This window comes from Nocardia sp. NPDC051900 (assembly GCF_044452545.1).
Taxonomy (GTDB): domain Bacteria; phylum Actinomycetota; class Actinomycetes; order Mycobacteriales; family Mycobacteriaceae; genus Nocardia; species Nocardia sichangensis.
In genome coordinates this window covers 143,306-164,745 of record NZ_JBITBU010000008.1, presented here as the reverse complement: position 1 = coordinate 164,745, position 21,440 = coordinate 143,306, and the positions used below count along the sequence as shown (strand labels likewise).

At 66.5% G+C, this 21,440-nt stretch carries 23 protein-coding genes; 8 read left to right on the top strand and 15 right to left on the bottom strand.

Annotated features, from left to right (window positions below):
- Positions 1 to 2: 2 nt before the first annotated feature.
- A complete protein-coding gene (locus ACIA5H_RS15595; protein WP_379251454.1) occupies positions 3 to 359 on the bottom strand; it encodes a lipopolysaccharide assembly LapA domain-containing protein in 357 nt (118 codons plus the stop codon).
- 125 nt (positions 360 to 484) lie between these two features.
- On the opposite strand from ACIA5H_RS15595, the gene rlmN reads away from it, so the two are divergent.
- Positions 485 to 1,594 (top strand): 23S rRNA (adenine(2503)-C(2))-methyltransferase RlmN, encoded by a 1,110-nt coding sequence (gene rlmN, locus ACIA5H_RS15590; RefSeq protein ID WP_397076598.1) that lies wholly within the window; start codon positions 485 to 487, stop codon positions 1,592 to 1,594.
- Between the two features lie 78 nt (positions 1,595 to 1,672).
- Here rlmN and ACIA5H_RS15585 read toward each other — a convergent pair whose 3' ends face one another.
- On the bottom strand, positions 1,673 to 2,086 hold the full coding sequence (locus ACIA5H_RS15585) for a DUF5997 family protein (RefSeq protein ID WP_397076597.1): 414 nt from the start codon (positions 2,084 to 2,086) through the stop codon (positions 1,673 to 1,675).
- 61 nt (positions 2,087 to 2,147) lie between these two features.
- On the opposite strand from ACIA5H_RS15585, the gene ACIA5H_RS15580 reads away from it, so the two are divergent.
- Positions 2,148 to 3,071 carry a LysR substrate-binding domain-containing protein gene (locus tag ACIA5H_RS15580; RefSeq protein WP_364427146.1) on the top strand — a complete coding sequence of 308 codons (924 nt, stop codon included), beginning with the start codon at positions 2,148 to 2,150 and terminating at the stop codon, positions 3,069 to 3,071.
- Positions 3,072 to 3,123: 52 nt separating this feature from the next.
- On the opposite strand, the gene ACIA5H_RS15575 is transcribed toward ACIA5H_RS15580, so the two are convergent.
- Positions 3,124 to 3,438: a hypothetical protein gene (locus ACIA5H_RS15575; protein ID WP_397076596.1), complete on the bottom strand. Its 315-nt coding sequence runs from the start codon at positions 3,436 to 3,438 to the stop codon at positions 3,124 to 3,126.
- A 132-nt stretch (positions 3,439 to 3,570) separates the two neighbouring features.
- Entirely contained in the window at positions 3,571 to 3,837 is a 267-nt protein-coding gene (locus ACIA5H_RS15570; protein ID WP_355069939.1) for a DUF2631 domain-containing protein, read from the bottom strand.
- A 144-nt stretch (positions 3,838 to 3,981) separates the two neighbouring features.
- Between ACIA5H_RS15570 and dxr the strand changes: the two genes are divergently transcribed.
- The 5 genes from dxr (at position 3,982) to ACIA5H_RS15545 (ending at position 10,547) form a co-directional block, all read left to right on the top strand.
- Positions 3,982 to 5,121, top strand: coding sequence for a 1-deoxy-D-xylulose-5-phosphate reductoisomerase (dxr, locus tag ACIA5H_RS15565; protein WP_356961328.1), 1,140 nt, complete (start codon positions 3,982 to 3,984; stop codon positions 5,119 to 5,121).
- A gap of 166 nt (positions 5,122 to 5,287) precedes the next feature.
- Positions 5,288 to 6,487 (top strand): site-2 protease family protein, encoded by a 1,200-nt coding sequence (locus ACIA5H_RS15560; RefSeq protein ID WP_355069942.1) that lies wholly within the window; start codon positions 5,288 to 5,290, stop codon positions 6,485 to 6,487.
- A gap of 109 nt (positions 6,488 to 6,596) precedes the next feature.
- Positions 6,597 to 7,754 carry a flavodoxin-dependent (E)-4-hydroxy-3-methylbut-2-enyl-diphosphate synthase gene (gene ispG, locus ACIA5H_RS15555; protein ID WP_379251452.1) on the top strand — a complete coding sequence of 386 codons (1,158 nt, stop codon included), beginning with the start codon at positions 6,597 to 6,599 and terminating at the stop codon, positions 7,752 to 7,754.
- Positions 7,755 to 7,821: 67 nt separating this feature from the next.
- Positions 7,822 to 8,685 carry a GNAT family N-acetyltransferase gene (locus ACIA5H_RS15550; protein WP_397076595.1) on the top strand — a complete coding sequence of 288 codons (864 nt, stop codon included), beginning with the start codon at positions 7,822 to 7,824 and terminating at the stop codon, positions 8,683 to 8,685.
- Between the two features lie 74 nt (positions 8,686 to 8,759).
- Complete coding sequence (locus tag ACIA5H_RS15545) at positions 8,760 to 10,547, top strand: penicillin-binding transpeptidase domain-containing protein (protein WP_397076594.1); 1,788 nt, start codon at positions 8,760 to 8,762, stop codon at positions 10,545 to 10,547.
- 19 nt (positions 10,548 to 10,566) lie between these two features.
- Here ACIA5H_RS15545 and ACIA5H_RS15540 read toward each other — a convergent pair whose 3' ends face one another.
- The 6 genes from ACIA5H_RS15540 to ACIA5H_RS15515 form a co-directional block, all read right to left on the bottom strand.
- Positions 10,567 to 11,574 (bottom strand): hypothetical protein, encoded by a 1,008-nt coding sequence (locus tag ACIA5H_RS15540; RefSeq protein ID WP_356961332.1) that lies wholly within the window; start codon positions 11,572 to 11,574, stop codon positions 10,567 to 10,569.
- A 123-nt stretch (positions 11,575 to 11,697) separates the two neighbouring features.
- Positions 11,698 to 14,646 (bottom strand): IPT/TIG domain-containing protein, encoded by a 2,949-nt coding sequence (locus ACIA5H_RS15535; protein ID WP_397076593.1) that lies wholly within the window; start codon positions 14,644 to 14,646, stop codon positions 11,698 to 11,700.
- A gap of 330 nt (positions 14,647 to 14,976) precedes the next feature.
- Positions 14,977 to 15,282 carry a hypothetical protein gene (locus ACIA5H_RS15530; protein WP_356961335.1) on the bottom strand — a complete coding sequence of 102 codons (306 nt, stop codon included), beginning with the start codon at positions 15,280 to 15,282 and terminating at the stop codon, positions 14,977 to 14,979.
- Positions 15,279 to 15,716, bottom strand: a complete 438-nt coding sequence (locus ACIA5H_RS15525; protein ID WP_379251447.1) for a hypothetical protein — start codon at positions 15,714 to 15,716, stop codon at positions 15,279 to 15,281. Before ACIA5H_RS15525 ends, ACIA5H_RS15530 begins: the two co-directional genes overlap by 4 nt.
- A complete protein-coding gene (locus ACIA5H_RS15520; protein WP_355069956.1) occupies positions 15,713 to 15,934 on the bottom strand; it encodes a hypothetical protein in 222 nt (73 codons plus the stop codon). Before ACIA5H_RS15520 ends, ACIA5H_RS15525 begins: the two co-directional genes overlap by 4 nt.
- 800 nt (positions 15,935 to 16,734) lie before the next feature.
- Complete coding sequence (locus ACIA5H_RS15515) at positions 16,735 to 17,472, bottom strand: IPT/TIG domain-containing protein (RefSeq protein WP_356961338.1); 738 nt, start codon at positions 17,470 to 17,472, stop codon at positions 16,735 to 16,737.
- A 422-nt stretch (positions 17,473 to 17,894) separates the two neighbouring features.
- On the opposite strand from ACIA5H_RS15515, the gene ACIA5H_RS15510 reads away from it, so the two are divergent.
- A complete protein-coding gene (locus ACIA5H_RS15510) occupies positions 17,895 to 18,215 on the top strand; it encodes a hypothetical protein (protein ID WP_397076592.1) in 321 nt (106 codons plus the stop codon).
- A 71-nt stretch (positions 18,216 to 18,286) separates the two neighbouring features.
- Here ACIA5H_RS15510 and ACIA5H_RS15505 read toward each other — a convergent pair whose 3' ends face one another.
- The 5 genes from ACIA5H_RS15505 to ACIA5H_RS15485 form a co-directional block, all read right to left on the bottom strand.
- Complete coding sequence (locus ACIA5H_RS15505; protein ID WP_397076591.1) at positions 18,287 to 18,628, bottom strand: hypothetical protein; 342 nt, start codon at positions 18,626 to 18,628, stop codon at positions 18,287 to 18,289.
- A 273-nt stretch (positions 18,629 to 18,901) separates the two neighbouring features.
- Complete coding sequence (locus tag ACIA5H_RS15500) at positions 18,902 to 19,336, bottom strand: hypothetical protein (RefSeq protein WP_379251444.1); 435 nt, start codon at positions 19,334 to 19,336, stop codon at positions 18,902 to 18,904.
- A gap of 116 nt (positions 19,337 to 19,452) precedes the next feature.
- Positions 19,453 to 20,223, bottom strand: coding sequence for a hypothetical protein (locus ACIA5H_RS15495; protein ID WP_379251443.1), 771 nt, complete (start codon positions 20,221 to 20,223; stop codon positions 19,453 to 19,455).
- A complete protein-coding gene (locus ACIA5H_RS15490; RefSeq protein ID WP_379251442.1) occupies positions 20,220 to 20,540 on the bottom strand; it encodes a hypothetical protein in 321 nt (106 codons plus the stop codon). The genes ACIA5H_RS15495 and ACIA5H_RS15490 overlap by 4 nt, the downstream gene beginning before the upstream one ends.
- On the bottom strand, positions 20,540 to 21,247 hold the full coding sequence (locus ACIA5H_RS15485) for a hypothetical protein (RefSeq protein ID WP_397076590.1): 708 nt from the start codon (positions 21,245 to 21,247) through the stop codon (positions 20,540 to 20,542). Before ACIA5H_RS15485 ends, ACIA5H_RS15490 begins: the two co-directional genes overlap by 1 nt.
- Positions 21,248 to 21,440 lie beyond the last annotated feature (193 nt).

The window sequence follows — 21,440 nt, the reverse complement described above, 5'->3', positions numbered from 1 at the left end:
CGTCAGACCTTCTTGGCCGCGCGGCGCAGCTGCAGGATGCGCACGCCGCCCACCGAGGCCATGACGAGCGCGCCGCCGATCATCGACAGCAGCACGGTGACGCCGAGTGGCAGCGAGAAGTCCCAGAAGAAGAAGTGCACTTGGACCTGCTCGAGGTTCTGCACGATGAAGATCAGCAACAGGACCAGGATCAAGACGCCTGCGACGAGTCCGGTCCAGGCGTAACCCGTGCGCGAGGCAAGAGACTTCTTGACCGGGACGGCGGGCGGAACGACCGGCGGGGCGCCCGGCGGCGTCGTGCGCTTGCGCTGTGACAGGTCCGGATCCGGTTCCGGCGGGTGTTCGGCATGCGTGGACATATCTCGATCATGGCCGACGGCTATCACGCCCGCACGCATTTCCTCGGGACGAACCGGGCATGTCGAGACGTGCGTATGTGGTCGAGTGCGGGGGTGTCTGCCGCGGATGGGAGAATGGAACAATTATGACCGTCTCCCTGCCCCTGGTTTTCGACGCTCCGCGCCGTGGCATGCCGCCGCGTCATCTCGCCGACCTCGACGCCGATGGCAGGCGCGCGGCCATCGAAGAACTGGGCCTGCCGAAGTTCCGCGCCGATCAGATCGCCCGGCAGTACTACGCGCGATTGCAGGCCGATCCGGCGCGGATGACGGATCTGCCCGCCGCGGTCCGGGAGAAGATCGGCGAGGCACTGTTCCCGCCGCTGCTCGACGTGGTCAAGCATGTCGCGTGTGACGAGGGGGAGACTCGCAAAACGCTCTGGCGTGCGGGCGACGGCACGCTGCTGGAAAGCGTGCTCATGCGCTACCCCGATCGCGCGACCCTGTGCATCTCCAGCCAGGCCGGTTGCGGCATGGCGTGCCCGTTCTGTGCCACCGGCCAAGGTGGGCTGAACCGCAACCTGTCCACCGCGGAGATCGTCGACCAGGTGCGTGCCGCGGCCGCCGCGCTGCGGGACGGGGAAGTGGCCGGTGGGCCGGGCAGACTGTCCAACGTCGTCTTCATGGGCATGGGGGAGCCGCTGGCGAACTACAAGCGGGTGGTCGCCGCGGTCCGCCGGATCACCTCGCCCGCGCCGGACGGACTCGGTATCTCCCAGCGCAATGTCGTGGTCTCGACCGTGGGGCTGGCTCCGGCCATCCGCAAACTGGCCGACGAGGGATTGTCGGTGACGCTCGCGGTCTCGCTGCACACGCCCGACGACGAACTGCGCGACACCCTGGTTCCGGTGAACAACCGCTGGCCGGTCGCCGAGGTGCTCGACGCGGCCCGCTACTACGCCGACAAGACCGGCCGCCGCGTCTCGGTCGAATACGCGCTCATCCGGGACATCAACGACCATCCGTGGCGCGCGGATATGCTGGGCGAGAAGCTGCACAAGGCGCTCGGCTCCAGGGTCCACGTCAACGTCATCCCGCTCAACCCGACTCCGGGCTCCAAGTGGGATGCCAGCCCCAAGCCGGTCGAGCAGGAGTTCGTCCGCCGCGTCAACGCCAAGGGCGTGCCCTGCACGGTCCGCGACACCCGCGGCCAAGAGATCGCCGCCGCCTGCGGGCAGTTGGCCGCGGAGAACTGAATACTCGGCCGCGCATGATGGGTGGCGGCATAGCCTCGCGCCGCCTACTGCAGGACGAGCGTTTTCCCGACGGAAGCGCTAGCCGCGGTTCTTCGCCGGACGGTTGGTGGCGGCGCGACGTTCGGCTTCCTTCGTCTTGATGCGCTCGTTCTCCGCGCGGACCGCGGCGTAGTTCTCCCGCTCGCGCACGAGCCACTCCGGCGGGTCGGCGAGCAGGGCGTCGATCTCGTCGACCGTGAGATGGTCGGAGACCCCGGCGCGGGTCAAGCCGGTGTTGGAGACGCCGAGTTTGCGTGCCACCACGTCGCGCGGGAACGGGCCGGTGCGGCGCAGTTCGGTGAGCCATTCGGGCGGATCGGCGCGCAGCGCGTCGAGCTGGGTGCGGGAGATCGGCGTGTTGCGGAACTCCTCGGGTGCGGCCGGAAGGTAGATGCCGAGCTTGTTCGCCGCCGTCAACGGCTTCATCATCTGCGGTTTCTTGTCCGGGCTCACCGACCCAGCTTACTGGGCGGCGCGGCGGGGCCCGACCGCGCGGTGGCATACGCTTCCACGAATGAGCCCGTTGGAGTCGATCGATGTCGTGCGCCTGCGCTGGTTCGTCGCGGTCGCGCAGGAGTTGCACTTCGCGCGCGCGGCGAAGTCGCTGCACATCTCGCGGCAGAAGCTCAGCCATACCGTCATCGACTTGGAAAACGAACTCGGCACAAAGCTTTTCGTGCCCGGCGCGCAACCGACCCAGCTCACCGACGACGGCCGCGAATTGCTGGAGCGGGCCCGCGAGATCATCGCGCGCGCCGAGTCGGCGGCGCAGCGGCACGAGCCGGAGGCATCGGCCGCCCTGCGGGTGGGTTTCGTGCCGGGCGTCACGGTGTCCAAATGGACCCGGATCTGGGCCGAGCGGTTCCCGGACATCCCGCTGGAGGTGAGCGCGCTGGCGCAGGCGGATCAGGAGGCGGCTCTACGCGCGGGGAGCGTGGACATGTGCTTCGTCCGGCTGCCGATCGACCGCGAAGGCATGAGCGCGATCCCGCTCTACCGTGAGGTCCCGGTCGTGGTGGTGCAGAAGGAACACCCGCTGTCGGTGTTCGACGAGGTGCGCATGGCCGACCTGGCCGACGAGCGTCTCCAGGACACCTCGGACGTCGATGCGATCGGCGGCGCTCTCGAGCTGGTCGCGGCGGTCGGCGGCGCGGCGATCGTGCCGCACTCGCTCGCTCGCCTGCATCATCGCCGCGACCTCGTCTACCGTCCGATGCTCGACGTTCCCGACACGGAGGTCGCGCTGGCCTGGCCCGCCGGCCGCACCACGGATCTGGTCGAGGAGTTCGTCGGCGTCGTCCGTGGCCGTTCCGAGCGCAGTTCCCGCAGCCAGGCCCGAGCCGACAAGGACGAGTCGCGGAAGAAGCCCCCGGCCAAGAAGGTGGTCGGTCGTTCGGCCCCGGCCAAGAAGAAACCTGCCCGACGCCGCGGACGCTAGCGATCCGTCCGGCGACGGCGCGAACCCGGCCCGGGTCCGCGCCGCCCGGCGATCAGCTCTTGCAGACTCGGTTCAGCTCGTCCGTCGCGGCGTCCATGCTCGTGACCTTATCGTCGGTCAGAGCGCGGGCGTAGGCGGCGATGGCTTCTTTCTCCGCGCCGTCGGCGTGGATGGCCGAGAGCTTGGCGGCAAGGGACTGCTGCACGGTCGGGTCCAGATTCCCGCCCGACTCGTCGATGGCGGCGTTGATCGCGTCGACGGCCGCGCCGCACGCCGGTGACTGGGCGTACGCGGGCGCGGCGGGCGACAACAGCAGCGAGCCGAACGCACTCGCGGCGAGCAGGGCGGCCGAACAGATCTTGATCATTGCGTCCTAAGTAGTCGTGCGAACAGAAACCGAGGTCCGCGACCCGGCTGGGACGCGGACCTCGGACGCACACGGTACCGGGCCGCAGCCCGCGATACAGGACGAATGAAATTGTGCGAGAGGACTTTTCGGCTAGCGCGGCTTGCGCTGGAGCACCGAGTCGCGGATCAGGATGCCCGCGATCAGGACGGCGAAGCCGACGAGGAAGATGTCCTCGATCTTGCCCTTGTGATTGCCGACCAGCATGGCCAGCAGGATCAGCGCGACGATCCAGCCCGCGATACGGAAGGTACGACGCGACTCGCCGCTCCAGCCCCAGGCGGCGGAGGGAACTTCGGCGGGATCCACGCGAGTGACGACGCGCTCGGTTTCGACGTGTTCGAGTTCCGTGGCGGCCACGATCGCTCCTTAGCTGTTACTTGTACCGATATTCCGGTACGCACTCGATGAGCTGCTGCCGCATATCGTGACATACGACGGTGCGTCGTTGTAAGTCGGCCCGCGCCGGTCGAACACGTTCCCCAGGTAGGACACAATGAAGGCGTGTCCGACATCGTGAGAGTCCTGCTGCTGGGCAGCACCGGATCCATTGGCACCCAAGCGCTCGAGGTGATCGCCGCCAATCCCGACCGCTTCGAGGTGGTCGGACTCGCCGCGCGCGGCGGCAACACCGAGCTGCTCGCCGCCCAGATGGCCGCCACGGGCACACGCAATGTGGCCGTGGCCGATCCGGCCGCGGCCCAGCGGCTGGACCTGCGGCTGGGCGGCCCGGGTGCGGTGACCGAACTGGTGCGCCGCACCGAGGCGGACGTCGTGCTGAACGCTCTGGTCGGCTCGCTCGGGCTGGAGCCGACCCTGGCCACCCTCCAGTCCGGTACGCGCCTGGCGCTGGCCAACAAGGAATCGCTGGTCGCGGGCGGCTCCCTGGTCACCCGCGCCGCCGTCCCCGGACAGATCGTCCCGGTCGACTCGGAGCACTCCGCGCTGGCACAGTGCCTGCGCGGCGGTCGCGCCGACGAGGTCGACCGGCTGGTGCTGACCGCCTCCGGCGGCCCCTTCCGCGGCTGGACCGCCGAGATGCTGGAGTCGGTCGAGCCCGCCGAGGCCAAAGCGCATCCCACCTGGTCGATGGGTTTGATGAACACCCTGAACTCGGCCTCGCTGGTGAACAAGGGACTCGAGCTGATCGAGACGCACCTGCTGTTCGGCGTGCCCTACGACCGCATCGACGTCACCGTGCACCCGCAGTCGATAGTGCACTCGATGGTCACCTTCACCGACGGCTCCACGCTCGCCCAGGCCAGCCCGCCGGACATGAAGCTGCCCATCGCGCTGGCGCTCGGCTGGCCCGACCGGGTGCCAGGCGCGGCCGCGGCCTGCGATTTCGGCACCGCGTCCACCTGGACGTTCGAACCGGTCGACAACGACGTCTTCCCCGCGGTCGAGCTGGCCCGCGCGGCCGGCGAGGCCGGCGGCAGTGTCACCGCGGTCTACAACGCCGCCAACGAGGTCGCGGTGCAGGCTTTCCTGGACGGCGCCATCCGTTTCCCGCAGATCGTCGGCACGGTGGCCGCCGCGGTGGAGGCGGCCCAGCAGTGGCGCGCGGAGCCGGAATCGCTCGACGAAGTCCTCGCCGCGGACACCTGGGCGCGGGAGTTCGCCGCCGCCCGGGTACGCGGCTGAGGCCCTTCGGCGCCGGATCGGACGCGCGAAGCGACGGCGTCCTGGCACACTGAACACACAGGACAGAGCTTTGTCCCATTAAGGTGGTCAGAGTGCTCGCGGCCAGGAGCGGACGCGCGCGTGCGGGATATTCGAGCTGCGCATACGCAGGAGGGCTGTAGAGCAAATGGTGTTCGCGTTGGGGTTCGTGCTGTTCGCGCTGGGCATCACGGTGTCGATCGCGCTGCACGAATGTGGGCACATGTGGACCGCCCAGGCGACCGGCATGAAGGTGCGGCGGTACTTCATCGGATTCGGGCCGAAGATCTTCTCGTTCCGCCGGGGCGAGACCGAATACGGTCTCAAGGCGCTTCCGCTCGGCGGTTTCTGCGACATCGCGGGCATGACGGCGCTCGACGAACTGCGCCCGGAAGAACTCGACCGCGCCATGTATCGCCAGGCCACCTGGAAGCGGCTGGTGGTGATGTCCGGCGGCATCGCGATGAACTTCGTCCTCGGCTTCATCTTGATCGTGGTGCTCGCTGTCGGCTGGGGGCTGCCCAATCTGAAGGAACCCCCCGCCACCGCGCTGGGGGTCATGAGCTGCGTGCCGCAGGGGAAGCCGGACGGCTCGTCCGAGTCCTGCACCGGCACGGGTCCGGCGCAGCGCGCCGGATTGCGGCGCGGTGACATCGTCAAGGAGGTGAACGGCGTCAAGGTGGACACCTGGCGGCAGTTCCAGGCCGAGACCCAGAAGCAGACCGGCCCCTTCACCTACCTCATCGAGCGCGACGGCAGCACCCTCACCATTCCGGTGACCCCGGAGCGGGTCGTGCGCTACCCCGAGGGCGGTGGCGAGGGCCGCGTGGTCGGCGCCGTCGGCGTGGCGCCCGAGCGCTACGACCCCGTGCAATACGACCTGCTGGGCGCTGTCCCCGCCGCCGCCGGGTTCACCGGCGACATGTTCCTGCGCACGGTCGACTCGCTGACCGAGATGCCCGCGAAGGTCTCCGCGCTGTGGAACGCGGTCACCGGAGGCGAGCGTGATCCGGAGACCCCGGTCAGCGTGTACGGCGCCAGCAAGATCGGCGGCGAGACCGCCGAACGCGGCCTGTGGAACGTCTTCATCCTGGTGCTGGCCAGCCTGAACTTCTTCCTCGGCATCTTCAACCTGCTGCCGTTGCTTCCCCTGGACGGGGGCCACATCGCGGTGGTGATCTACGAGAAGATCCGCAACACCATCCGCGGTTGGAAGGGACTCGCGCCGGGTGCGCCGGTGAATTACCTGAAGTTGCTGCCCGCGACCTATGTCGTCGTGGTGATCGGCGGTGCGTACATGCTGCTCACCCTGGCCGCCGACATCGTGAACCCGATCAAGCTGTTCTGACCGGCGCCGCCGATCAGGCGGTGTGACCGGCGACGTAGGGTGGCCGTCGCGCGCCACGGCTAGACTCGGCACCGAACCGGCCGGACACGACGAAAGTAGGCAGCCGAAGGTGACCAGCACAATCGGATTGGGGATGCCGACCGCCCCCGCGGCAGTGCTCGCTCCACGGCGTAAGACCCGCCAGCTGATGGTGGGCAATGTCGGGGTGGGCAGCGACCACCCGATCTCGGTGCAGTCCATGACCACGACCAAGACGCACGATGTGAACGCCACCCTGCAGCAGATCGCGGAGCTGACCGCGTCGGGGTGCGACATCGTGCGGGTGGCCTGCCCGCGTCAGGAGGACGCGGACGCACTGGCCACGATCGCCTCGAAATCCCAGATCCCGGTGATCGCCGACATCCACTTCCAGCCCCGCTACATCTTCGCCGCGATCGACGCCGGGTGCGCCGCGGTCCGGGTCAACCCGGGCAACATCAAGGAGTTCGACGGCCGGGTCAAGGAGGTCGCCAAGGCCGCGGGTGCGGCGGGCATCCCGATCCGCATCGGCGTGAACGCCGGTTCGCTGGACAAGCGGATGATGGAGAAGTACGGCAAGGCCACGCCGGAGGCGCTGGTGGAGTCGGCGCTGTGGGAAGCGAGCCTGTTCGAGGAGCACGGGTTCGGTGACATCAAGATCTCGGTCAAGCACAACGACCCGGTGATCATGGTGGAGGCCTACCGGCAGCTGGCCGCGCAGTGCGACTACCCGCTGCACCTCGGCGTCACCGAGGCGGGCCCCGCGTTCCAGGGCACGATCAAGTCGGCGGTCGCGTTCGGCGCGCTGCTGGCGGAGGGCATCGGCGACACGATCCGCGTCTCGCTATCCGCGCCGCCCGCCGAGGAGGTCAAGGTCGGCGGGCAGATCCTGCAATCGCTGAACCTGCGCCCGCGCAAGCTCGAGATCGTGTCGTGCCCCTCCTGCGGGCGCGCGCAGGTCGACGTGTACACGCTGGCCAACGAGGTCACCGCGGGCCTGGAGGGCATGGCGGTGCCGCTGCGAGTGGCCGTCATGGGCTGCGTCGTGAACGGGCCCGGTGAGGCGCGCGAGGCCGACCTGGGTGTGGCCTCCGGCAACGGCAAGGGCCAGATCTTCGTCAAGGGCGAGGTCATCAAGACTGTTCCCGAGGCGCAGATCGTCGAGACGCTGATCGAAGAGGCGATGCGCATCGCCGAGGAGATGGGCGAGGACGCGGGCGCGGGCGAACCGGTCGTCACCGTCGGCTGAGGACGCGCCTACCAGCGCTTTCGGCTTAGTCATACCGCATAGCGCCGGTTCGTGGCAGGCTGTCATCGTGCGGAGTCTGCTGGAGCCGGCGCGACGGGCCAAATACGCCCCTGCGCGGCAGCTCGCTAATCGGGATCTTGCTCAGGTGCTACGTGTGCTGGATGCGGATCCGGTCGCCTCGTGCATGGTCGCGGCCCGCCTGCAAGAGTTCGGTTTGGACAACCGGTGCGGCCAAGGGGAGCTGTGGAGCAGGGGCGGTCCGTCGGAATCGCTGTGTTTCTCGGGTGCGAACCTGGTGCCGTTGCTGGGGGATCGTGGCGCACTTCGCGCGTTCGCCGACCGCGCTATGCGCTGGCCCCGCGTCTGTTCCTCGGTGGTCGGGCGCAGGGAACTGGCGTTGCCGCTGTGGGAGATGTTGACCGGGCACTGGGGTCCGGAACGTGAGCTACGCGGGGAACAACCGCTGCTGGCACTGGCCCAGCCACCACTGGCCACGCCCGACGCGGAGGTACGCCGGGTGCGTCGCGACGAACTCGACCGCTACCTTTCGGCCGCGATCGCCATGTTCATCGAGGAGGTCGGCGTCGATCCGCGCGCGGGTGACGGCGGACGCGGCTATCGCCGCCGCATCCAGAGCTTGATCGAATCCGGCCGCGCCTGGGCTCGTTTCGAGGACGGGGAAGTGGTCTTCAAAGCGGAGGTCGGCTCGCTGTCCCGGCGCACGGGCCAGATCCAAGGCGTATGGGTGCACCCGGATCATCGGGGGAAGGGGCATGGCACCGCGGGTACCGCGGCGGTCGCGAACGCCGTGGTCGCCTCGGGCCGCACTGCCAGCCTGTACGTGAACGACTACAACGCGATCGCTCGCCGCGCCTACAGCCGCGTCGGGTTCCGGCAGATCGCGACTTTCGCCACCGTGCTGGTCGACTGAGCGTGGCCGACTCCGCGGCGAATCCCGGAGTGCCGCAGGCGTTTGCCCATCAGTGACTATTACCATCGGTGCCGATGTCCACTCGGATGCTTCTCTCGGTCGCCGTCGCGGCCCTCACGGTGGCGGCCGCCGGTTGTGCGAGCAAGCCGCAGGGGCCGGTTCCCGTCGCGGACGCGTTCGTCAAAGCGTTCGCCGAGCACCGGGTCAGCGCCGCCGCCGACCTCACGAACCTGCCGGAAAAGGCAGACGCCGCATTGCGTTCCGCGTGGAATCAACTCCAGGCCGAACAGCTCACGGCGCGCACCGGCGCGGCGCGCGTGACCGGTGACACCGCGACCGTCGACTACACCTACGAGTGGCGGCTACCGAAGAACCGGACCTGGAAGTACTCGGGCCAGTTGCAGATGGGACGCAGCAACGGGCGTTGGATGGTCCGCTGGACCTCCTCCGACATCCATCCCAAACTCGGTGACACCCAGACCATGGCGTTGCGATCCGAGCCGCCGCCGCGGGCGCGGGTGAACGAGCAGTCCGGCAGCGACATCATGGTGCCCGGCAAGGTGTCCCGGGTCGCGTTCGTGGCGGCCGACGCCGCCGATCCGAAAAGTGTGGCCACCGCGCTCTCCGCCGCGCTGTACCGTTTCGACAAGTCGCTGACGCCGCAGTCGATTCTCGACGCGGCCGAGGCCGCGCACGGCGCCTACACGGTCGCGCTGCTCAACGATCTCGAATCCGCTGAGGTGACCACCGATCTGATCGGGTTGCCCGGCGTCACGTTGACCCAGCAGTGGGATCTGGTCGCCACCGATCGGGAGTTCGCGCCCGATCTGCTCACCCAGGTGCGTAAAACGGTGATCGCGGAAGTGGACGGCAAAGCGGGGTGGAGCGTGGTCACCTTGAACGCCAACGGCGCCGACACCGATGTCCTGATGGAGGTGCCCTCGCAACCCGCGCCGTCGTTCTCGCTCAGCGTCGACCGCAACGTGCAGAACGCCGCACAGCGTGCCGTGCAGGCGCGTACCGAGCAGACCATGATGGTGGTGCTGCGCCCGTCCACCGGCGCGATCCTGGCGGTCGCGCAGAACAAGGCCGCCGATCGAGACGGCCCCCTCGCGACGATCGGCCAGTATCCGCCCGGCTCGGTGTTCAAGACGGTGACCGCCGCCGCGGCCATGTCGAACGGCCTCGCGACCCCGGACACGGTGCTGCCGTGCCCGAGCCGAATCGTGATCGGGGAGCGGACCATCCCCAACTACAACCTGTTCACCGTCGGCAATGTGCCGATGTCGACGGCCTACGAGCGGTCCTGCAACACCTCGTTCGCCAAACTCGCCAGTGATCTGCCCGGTCCCGCGTTGCACGAGGCCGCCGCGAAGCTCGGTGTGGGGCCCACGTATACGGTGGTGGGGCTGCCGACGACCACCGGTTCGGTGCCCGCCTCGGACGACCTGATCCAGCGCACCGAGGACGGCATCGGTCAGGGCAAAGTGGTGGTCAGCCCGTTCGGCATGGCGCTCATGGCGGCGACCGTCGCGCACGGCTCGGCGCCCGTGCCGTACCTGATCGCGGGGCGGCCCACCCAGGTCGATGGCGACCGTCCGGCCCTCGCTCCCGACGTCATCGAGGGACTGCGCACGATGATGCGCAAGGTGGTCCTGGGTGGTACGGCAGAGCGGATCGCCGATCAGGGCGAGGTCTACGGCAAGACCGGCGAAGCCGAAGTGGACGGCGGGTCGCACTCCTGGTTCGTCGGCTTCCGTGGCGACATCGCTTTCGCGACGCTGCTGGTCGAAGGGGGCAGTTCCGACAACGCCGTCGCGGTGACACGGGACATGCTGGCGGCGCTGCCACCCGGATACTGACGCATCGCCGCTCGCACTGTCATTCACCGGAGGCCGGCCCGATCAGCAGATGCTCCAAGCTGACCGTGTGGTCGGAGTACTGGTCGACACCGATGACGGCGACGAAGTCGTGATCACCGGCACGCTGTTGCAGAGCCCCCCACGAGTGGGCCAGATACCATCCCGCTCCGGCGGTGCCCCGTGGACCCAAACCGCCGCAATGCATCCAGTAGCGGCCGGGATGCCGATCCGGGCTCGGGCGTACCCGGGCGACGACGCCGATGTTGCGGTCGTCGCCGGAGTCGTACCCGCTTCCGTCGGCCAGTCGCAGATGCACGGAACGGAAACCGTCCTCGGCGACGCTGTCGCGCACGGTGAACAGCGGACGCTCGACGGTGTCCAGATACAACCGCAGGCAGTCGTTGCCGGTCAGCCCGAAGCTGATGCACGGGCGGTCGCGGCGCGCGACGAGATCGCGGTCACTGCGGACGTCGACCGGGATGCTGGTGTGGCGTTGCAGGAAGGAAAGCACATACAGCAATCCCCGCAGATCGTTCTCCGCCACCACCGACGGGAGGTCGACGTATCGGTTCCCGAACGCGCCCCCATGCTTCTGGAACACACGCTGCTGGCCGATGCCCGCCGCTCGAAGTGCTTGCGCGGCGGGCCGTGCCAACTCGAATGCCGAGTACACCAGCGTCGTTCCGTTGGTGATCATCTCGGCGCCGAGGAAAGCCTCGAGTGAGGCCTCGACGCCGGAGAATCCCGTCTCGTGCGAAGGGATGTCGACGGGTGCGGAGTTGGCCATCTGGAACAATCCCTCAACGGTCCAGCCCGGGAACATCCGCTCCAGCACTCGGCAGTGATAGTCGCGCGGCAGCCCGATCATGCGCCCGGACAACCACTGGTAGTACTGCGCCTTCGCCGGCCCGTGCCCGGGCGGGATGGGCGGATCGAGCCGCGCCGCGCACCGGTCGTACGCGGCCAGAAAATCGTGATGACTCTTGAGATGCCGCTCCGCCAGCAGCATCTTGAGTACGGTCGCCAACGAAACCCCCTTAACCCCTGCAGCCTCCGTCCACAATGGCGGAGACTCGTGTCGTAGTCGCTCGACCGCGACGAAGCTGGGCCGCCGGTAACAAGCCTGCCGACGGCCCAGCCGCTTCAGCCGTCAGATGTAGGTGAACGCAAGGCCATTACTGGTTCCTCCTGCAGTGGTGACGGTGAGTTGTACGGTGCCCGTCCCGGCGGGTGTGACCGCCGTGATCTGGAGCGCGGAGTCGACGGTGAACGACGCCGCCGGTGTGCCGCCGAAGTCCACCGAGGTGGCTCCGAGCAGGTTCGTACCGGCGATGACGACCGTCGTCCCGCCCGCCGCCGACCCCACGTTCGGCAGCGCCGTGATCAATGTGGGAACCCCGAGGTAGGTGTAGGCGATTCCGTTGCTGGTACCTCCTGCGGTGGTGACGGTGACCTGTACGGTGCCGGTCCCCGCGGGTGCGACCGCGGTGATCTGCGTATCGGAGAGCACTGTGAACGAGGTGGCCGGTGTGCCGCCGAAGGTGACCGCGGTGGCGGTGGACGGCCCCGTCCCGGTCAGGACGACGATCGTCCCACCGGCTTCCAATCCCACATTCGGCAGCACCGTGGTGAGGGTGGGGAGCGGAATGTAGGTGTAGGCCACGCCATTGCTGGTTCCGCCCGCTGTGGTGACGGTGAGTTGCACCGTTCCGGTTCCGGCGGGTGCGACGGCGGTGATCTGGGTGGCGGAGTCGACGGTGAACGAAGTCGCCGGTGTGGCACCGAAGTCGACCGCTGTGGCTCCGGTCAGCCCCGTCCCGGTGAGAACGACGATCGTACCGCCCGCTTCCACGCCCACATTCGGGACAGCTGCCGTCAGCGTGGGAACTGCGATGTAGGTGTATGGAAGGCCGTTGCTGGTTCCGCCGGATGTGGTGGCGGTGACCTGCACTGTACCGGTTCCGGCGGGTGCGACGGCGGTGATCTGCGTATTGGAGTCGACCGTGAACGAGGTCGCCGGTGTACCGCCGAAGTCCACCCCGGTGGTACCGGTCAGCCCGGTTCCCGTGATGACGACTGTTGTTCCGCCCGCGGCAGGTCCGACATTCGGGACCACCGTGGTGAGGGTGGGAACCGGAATGTAGGCGTAGGGCAGGCCGTTGCTGGTTCCGCCTGCTGTGGTGACGGTGACCGACACTGTTCCGGTTCCGGCGGGTGCGACGGCCGTGATCTGAGTGGCGGAGTTGACGGTGAACGAGGTCGCCGGGGTGCCGCCGAAGTCGACCGCGGTAGCTGTCGACAACCCGGTGCCGGTGATGACGACCGTCGTCCCACCAGCTGCCACACCCGCATTCGGGACCAACGTGGTGAGGGTGGGCACCGCGACGTAGGTGTAGGCGACTCCGTTGCTGGTACCTCCTGCGGTGGTGACGGTGACCGATACGGTTCCGGTCCCCGCGGGTGCGACCGCGGTGATCTGGGTCGCGGAGTTGACGGTGAACGAAGTCGCCGGTGTGCCACCGAAGCTGACCGCTGTGGCTCCGGTCAGTCCGGTTCCAGTGAGAACGACGGTTGTTCCGCCGGAAACCGGTCCGACATTCGGGACCAACGTGGTGAGGGTGGGCACCGCGACGTAGGTGTAGGCGACTCCGTTGCTGGTTCCGCCCGGTGTGGTGACGGTGACCGATACGGTTCCGGTTCCGGCGGGTGCGACGGCGGTGATCTGGGTGGCGGAGTTGACGGTGAACGAGGTCGCCGGTGTGCCACCGAAGCTGACCGCTGTGGCTCCGGTCAGTCCCGTTCCCGTGAGAACGACCGTCGTTCCGCCCGACACCGGACCCACGTTCGGCACTACCGCTGTGAGGACGGGAACGGCGATGTAGGTGTAGGCGACTCCGTTGCTCGTCCCGCCCGCTGTGGTGACGGTGACCGATACGGTTCCGGTTCCGGCGGGTGCGACGGCGGTGATCTGGGTGGCGGAGTTGACGGTGAACGAGGTCGCCGCTGTGGCACCGAAGGTGACCGCTGTGGCTCCGGTCAGGTTGGTTCCGGTGAGAATTACCGTTGTTCCGCCCGCGGCCGGTCCAGTGTTCGGGACCACCGTGGTGAGGGTGGGCACCGCGACGTAGGTGTAGGCGACGCCGTTACTGATTCCACCCGGTGTGGTGACCTTGACCGATACCGTTCCGGTTCCGGCCGGTGCGACGGCGGTGATCTGGGTGGCGGAGTTGACCGTGAACGAGGTCGCCGGTGTGGCACCGAAGGTGACCGCTGTGGCTCCGGTCAGGTTGGTTCCGGTGAGAACCACCGTCGTCCCGCCGGTCACCGGCCCGGTGCTGGGGGCGATGCTCGTCAGCGTGGGCACCGCCGCGTAGGTGTAGGCGACGCCGTTGCTGGTTCCACCCGATCCGGTGACGGTGACTTGCACGGTTCCGCTCCCGGCGGGTGCGACGGCCGTGATCTGAGTCGGGGAGTTGATCGTGAAAAGCGTCGCGGTGCTGCCGAATCGCACCGTCAGCGGGCCGGTGAACCCGGTACCGGTGATGATGACGCTGTTACCGCCCGCGGTGGGACCGGAAGTCGGCGAGATGGACGTGATCGTGGGGACCACGACATAGGTATAGGGGACCGCGCCGCTGGTGCCGCCGGGACCGGTCACGGTGACCGGGACGATCCCCGTTCCGGCCGGGGTGACGGCCGTGATCTGCGTGTCGGAGACGACCGTGAAGGACGTAGCCGGTGTGCTGCCGAACGTGACCGCGGTGGCGCCGGTGAAGCCGGATCCGTTCAGAGTGACGGTCGTTCCGCCCGCGGTCGACCCCTGATTGGGAGTGATGCTGTTCAACGCGGGAACGGCGACATAGGTGTAGGGGAGCCCGTTGCTGGTCCCGCCCGAGTTGGTGACGGTGACCTGCACGGTGCCGACCGATCCGGCGGGTGCGACCGCAGTGATCTGGGTGGCGGAATCGAGCGTGAACGTGGTTGCGGTACTGCCGAATCGTACGGTGGTGGGACCGCCGAATCCGGTGCCCGTGATCGTGACGCTCGTACCACCCGTGGTCGGTCCCGATGTCGGGGACAGAGAGGTGATGGTAGGCATGACGCCTCCTTGTTGCCGTGGTGATTGTTCCTCTGTCACCGGGGGCGCCGACATTCCATGGCCCGGCTGGTTTCCATCTCACTCCGAGATACGGAGGCTGGCAACATGTCTGGAATCCGTTTTGGTCCGTTTTCGGATAGGTGCCGGCGTGTCTGTTTGCGAAGTGAACTACTTGGCACGCGTTGCGGCAGCGATGTTTTCGGCGGCGTCGCGACGCCGCCGATTGTTTGCCGACGCGAAGCGGGTGGCCGGAGCACGGAGAGCCGCGAACATTCGGCGACCACTGGAAAATGGCCTCGCGGTGTCCCGCTCGTCGAGCTCCTGTCCGCGTCACAGGAACAGTTCGGGCGGATCGTCGAATTCGATGCCCGCCTGCCGCACCCGCGTCACCATCTTCCGATCCCACTCCCGGTGTGCCCGCAGCGCCATGCGGAACTCGCCCATCTGCTCGGACATCTGCTGCGTCTGCGAAATGGCCAGGTCGCTGAGGACTTTCGCCGCGTCGGCCTTCGTCTTGGTCATGTTGGCGTCGACGTCGCCGCGCTTGAACCACGCCGTCACCGCCGCCGAGAGCGCCGATGAGCTGGCGATGAGCACCAGCGCGGCGAAGAGCGGCGACTGCTGTACCAGGTTCATGACGCCTCCCTCACCTTCACCGCGTGCAACGTCCGCACGTCTTGCAGCACCTGGCGGCGCTTCCACAGGAACGCGACGCCCAGCGCGATCGGCAGCGGACCGCCGAGAAACGTGGCCGCGCCGAGGCTTCGGTTCTCGAGCTGCAACAGCAGCAGCTGCGCACCGAAGGCCACCAGCGACCAGCCGAGCGCCCCGAGACCGACCTGCTCGATCAGATACCCCCAGACATGCCGGGCGAACAGACCGACCAGCGTCGTGGCGCAGCCGATCAGCATGAGAACCAGCCACAGCGTGCGGAGCCCCGACGGCATGGCCGCTGTCGCCGAATCAGGTGGCGGCCCGTAGACGCACTGCAAGAGCATCGAGACGCCGAAGACAGCGCACAGCACCACCTCGAAGGGGTCGTGGCGGGTCTTCTCCTTGGTCGCTTTCATGCTGGTTCACCGCTGTCCGGTGGCGCCGGGCTGACCCGGTGGCGTGCCGACTCGACCGCGGGCAGGCCCAGCGCCGCCGCGATGATGGCGAGGACGAATCCGGAGAGGTCGGACGAGACAACGCCCTTGGCGACTCCGTACCCGATCAGCGCGACCAGCAGTGGGTACAACAATGCGCGGACGGGCTCACTGTGCAGGAACGTGATTACTTTGTTCATCGGTTCTTTCCTTTCTTTCTTGCTGCGGCATCGACGGTGCCGCCGGCCGGTCTCGAAGCCCGATGACTGGGGAACTGTGCGCCGCACCCCAGGTGTCGGGGTCCATTGGGACACGGTCGCGAGTTCGGACCGTGTCGGTATCGTGGAATCCGCCCCGAGCGGGATCTAGTTGAACCCGTGTGCGGTGGATGACGGTTCGTGATGCGATGCTGTCGCCCGCACCACCGCGGTGCTGTCCACTCGAATGCCGGTCGCCACCGTGACACGAGAAGCCCGCGCGTGCCGTCCCGAAGACGGGGAGAGGAATGTAGGCATGGCGCTGCCTCTCTGTTTGCTGGTTCCTCCAAAGCGGGGGTGCCCGAAGCTGGTGTTGGATCGGTTAACTCCGTTATGCCCCAGGAACAGCGCGTCGGCAACGTGCAGGATGATCCGTTTTTGTCCGTTTTCCAGATTGTTGCCACGTGTTGACCAGCGCCGGGTACCGCGCCGGGAACGGATCGTCGGGCCTTGCCCCGGAGTTGTTCTCGCCGACATGGCAGGCCGGGACTGTCGCCTTTGCTGGCGACTGTCCCTCCTGAGAACGGAATCCCGTCGCGCGCAGTCACTATCGGTGCCGAGCCGTTCCACGGCGCGTGGGCCTCCGGGCACGTGGCCGCTGTCGGTCGCCGGTGTGAAGGAAGGATCCTGCTGTTGCGGGACGGTCTGCTCGAGAGGGACTGCGAGAAGCTCGCGGTGAGTCAGGCGCTCAACGCGATCGGGCCGCCGCCGGATTCCCGGCGACGGCCCGTGGGCTGTCTCGATCAGACGTAGGTGTAGGTGACGCCGTTGCTGGTGCCACCCGAGCCGGTGACGGTGACCTGCACGGATCCGGTCGCACCTCCGGGAGCGATGGCGGTGATCTGCAACGCGGAGTCGACGGTGAAGGTCGTGGCGGTACTGCCGAACCGGACGGTCAGCGGGCCGGTGAACCCGGTGCCGGAGATCGTGACGTTGTTGCCGCCCGATGCGGGACCCGAAGCAGGGGAGACCGCCGTGATGGTGGGCACCACGACATAGATGAAGGTGACCCCGTTGCTGGTGCCGCCCGGAGCGGTGACGGTGACCGACACGATGCCCGTGCCCGCCGGGGCGACGGCCGTGATCTGCGTATCCGAGTCGACGGTGAACGAAGTCGCCGGTGTGGTGCCGAAAGTGACGGCGGTGGCACCGGTCAGTCCGGACCCGGTGAGCGTGACCGACGTCCCGCCGGCGGTTGACCCCTGGCCGGGGGCGATGGAGGTCAAAGCCGGGACGGCGAGATAGGTGTAGGTGGCCCCGTTACTGGTCCCGCCCGAATCGCTGACCGTCACCTGTACCGCACCGGCCGACCCCGCGGGAGCGACGGCCGTGATCTGTATGGCGGAGTCGATGGTGAAAGTCGTTGCGGTGGAGCCGAACCGCACGGTCAGCGGACCGGTGAACCCGGTGCCCGCGATCGTGACGCTGGTGCCTCCCGTGGTGGGGCCCGAGGTGGGTGTGATCGAAGTGATTGTGGGCACGGCGATGCCTCCTGGTTTCGTGGAGATTGTTTCTCTACGCCGGGGGGAGGGCGCCCCGACTCACTCAGTGGCCCGGCTCTTTCCATTAGCGCCCACCGCCGCTACCTCGGCAATAAGTCAGCCACTCCGTTTTTGTCCGTTTTGAATCGGCGTTGGTCAGACGTCGCTCAGCGGAGTCCTAATGGACACAGCGACAGTTCCGAGGCGCCGGGGGCGCCACCGGTCTCCGACAGCACCTGTTTCGAGCCCGCTATCGTGGACCTCAACCGCGCTGTCGAGCGCGTTGCGTCGGAGGGGGATACGTTGACCGAGCGGAGCGGTGCCGGAATCGTTATGTGGGACAGTAGAGCCGGACTCGGCTGGGCTCCCACCGGCACGCTGGTTTGTCCTTCCCGTCGATCCGCGCAGGCAGGAATCGGAGCATGAACGGTCGGCCTCCACTGCTCCCAGCCGGTCCCGGGCGGGTCCTCGACGTCAAAGCCATCATGGACGGAACCGTCGACATGAGCACCTACCGACGCAGATACCTGGTCATCTGCGCACAGCCTCGACGGACTCTGGCATGGGACATGGGCCTGACCAAGCCCGACCACAACGGAACCCTGTCGACTCTGACCGCCTGCATCGAATGGCTGGACGTGCACTTCGGCTGGGAACTGGTGAGCGTCTTCACCCGCCAGGTCGACAAGTACTACATCCACCACGCGATGCTGCGGCGTCGAGCCCCGCATCAGCAGGGCTGAACCTCACTTCGCCGATCCGGCTGCGCTGTTCGGCGACCATGGTCGGCCGGAGAACCCACAGCCGTCCGGCCCTACATCCTCCGGTTGTGGACGGTCCGTTTGGCGGCGATCCAGCGTCCGGTCGGCTTCATCGCGGCAAGGACGAGAGCGATCAGCACGGGCGTCGCAAGGATGAGAAAAGCCGGTTTCCCCGTGTGGTCGACCATGGCGACGACGTAGATCACTCCGAGGACGGAATCGATGATCACCAGCACCCTACCGACTGTGGTGCGAAAGATCAGCAGGACCGCTCCGAGTACATAGAGGATGGCCGCGCCCCCGACCAACCCGAGGGTCAGGGCCATTTCGCCCGACCAGTACTTCCGGTTGTCGTATGCGAATGTGGCCCCAGAGAAGGTTCCGACAGCGCACATCAACCCAATGCTCAGTGTTATCGCAGCCGCGAAGATCGCGGTGGCACCGCTGGGCGGGGGTGGTTCAGGACGGCCGAACCCCGGCGGCGGCAGCTCGCGGCTGACGCCGCCATACGGATACCCCATTGGAATCCCCTCCCTCTTCCGTCGGAACTTGCCTCACCACCGACAGCTTCGGCCGCGCCTCCCGGCCCCGTGGAGCCCGCAGTCCACCGCTGCGGGCTGCGATGTTGTCCACCAACCGGTCACCAACCGACGGAATCCAATCAAACCTCATGGCACGTCGTAGATCTCCCACATCGCGAGTTCGGCCTCCGGAGAAGGAGTGCCATCCCATCGATGCGCTTGGAAGTCGTGGTCCGCCAGATATGACCGGTACTTTATCTTCGCGGCGCCAGTGTCGGCGATGTACAAGGTGCCTGTACGCGCCCCCAGTTCGCTCTTCTTCAAAGCGTGGGCGACGGTGGTCGCTACCGCCCGAAGACCATCAGGATTCGTAGACGCCGGTACGCAGAGATGGACGAAGACGATATCCCTGCCCCGCTCGTCCGCGGCGATGCCGAAGTTCACATCGAACAGGTTGACCTCGGGTGGAAGCCGAAGATCGGCGGCGAATTTCGCTAGATCGGGTTCTTCGATCTTCTGCGTCGGAAAGCAACTGGCTATCTTCGCGGTGGTCGTCGACGATGACACCGTGCTCGTCGTCATCGAGCTGATGTCCGTGTCGGGCGTCGATCCGCAGCCGACGCCCGTGCATGCTACGGCTATCGCTGCAAGGGCTGAAGCGTACCGCGCAAATCGCCGGGTGGTGCGACGTAGCGAGATCATTTGACTGCCAGCTCCCATAGCTTTGGGTCGTCGAAAGTGGTGGAAACGGAGCTCGGCCACGTGTTGTTCGGCAGCCCGCGCGGGTTGTTCCGGAGATTCTTGAGTTCGTTCGCCGCGATCCCCTGCTCTTGCAGATTACCCACGGCAGCGGTGAAGATATCGGCCATCGCGGTGAAGGCTTGTCCGGCCAGTTGTCCTACAACGCCAGCGGCCTCCAGTGCTCCGACTACCTCGGCGATGTCGACGATCAACTCAACTATTTTGGCGTAAAATCCGACAATGGCTTTGACGATCTCAGTGTAGAGCGCATGTCCGCTTCTGGCTAAGGAGATCAGCTGATCGTGCACTTTGTCGCACAGTTCTGCTGTGGTGGTCATCGCCTGTTGCTGGCTCGTACGGGACGCGCTGTACCGATCCTTTGCGGCTCCGGTCCAATGCCCGTCCAGGCTGACGGTAGAGTTCGATTGGGCGTTTTCCGCACCTCGAACCGTACCACCTACAGCTTGCCAGTCGGCCGCGTACTGAATGAACAGATACGGTGCGGCAATTCCCTCGCCGATCTCGACGAATTTATCCATCACCTTCTTGAGTTCTACCTGTGCGTCGTCCCGCTTTGAAGTCACCAGCGCATAGAGTGGCGGCGCCTTCCATTTCAGGCCATCCACCGCGTCGTTCAATTTGTCCGGCAAATTGTTCCAATCGTTCCGCGCTTTCTTGAAGTCGCCGATTGATTTGTCCAGGTCTTCCTTCTTGAGCGTTTCGGTCATATGCTGAAGTCCACATCCAATTTTTTGAGATCGCCTTCACTCGCTTCGTCCTGGCTTCTGTAAGTGGCCGCCGCTCTATGTAGTGCGACACCCATTTCGGTGGCCTCGGCGCCCCCTTCACGAAGGCGATTCTGGATATACGCGGCGGTCTGGGTGTACTGATCCCAGGGGACTTGGAAGATGCCGAACTGAATCCTCGAAAATTTCAGTGGCTCTATTTGGTCTGCAGCATTGTAGAGTGCCTGATCCACGGTGTCGGTCCAGGCTTTCGATGCTCGATCGAGTAGATCCAGTTCTACGGATAGATTGTCTGCCATCAGATCTCGTTCTCGGTGAGTTGTCGAATGTGCTGGGCAAGGCGCTTGGAAATATCCGCCTCAGATTCTTGATCGAGGTGAGGATCTCTGACGAAAACCGGCTTCATCGCGCGGATCTGATCGGCGCATGCCACGATATCGTGGGCGATCGTGAAGGGTTCGGCAGACTGCGCCCATCGCGGATCGAGTCGGATAGCGATAATCCTTCTTTCATTCGCAGTCACGGTGAGAGCGGGCTTATCGGATTCGGTCAATCCGGAGCCGTGCGCTTCGTACGTGACGGGACCTATCAGACGTGCGAAGGTCTCTTGGTATTCATGAGTATCTCGCGTTCGCAGAAGTGCAGGGGCGATATCGTGCAGGGATGGCATCCCCGATTTCGGGATCGAGCCGGACTCGGCATAACGAATTTGCCGTTCATAGAGGGCGTATTTGTATGCGGTCATTATGCTCTCCGCGTAGCGCGACGGCTCCCAGTTGTCCTTCCAGTTGCGACTGAGTTTCACTTCCGTTGGCAGGCAGTCTTCAGCTATTTTCACTGATACCAGCGCGGACTTCTGCGGCAGAGTGAACGTGTCGTGCTCGATACCGGCCGTGTTGCCACCCCGATCTACGGCTGCCGATTCATCCTGCCGCCGACTGTCGTCGTCGGGCTCGTCATCCCAATAATTCGGGTCATCCCACGGAGGCGGGGTGTGTGCCGTCACTTGTCCGCTTTCGAAACCGACAGTGCCTGATACTCGGAAAGTCGCCGTCCAGCGAACTCTACCGGTGCGATATTCATGCTCGCCAAAACTCCCCTCTCGGTAGCCTGTCTACATATTCATACAGGCCGATGAACTCCCCATTGGGTTCCCGACACTACCGGGCGTGCCGGGCCGTCGGCAAGCGGCTGCGCAA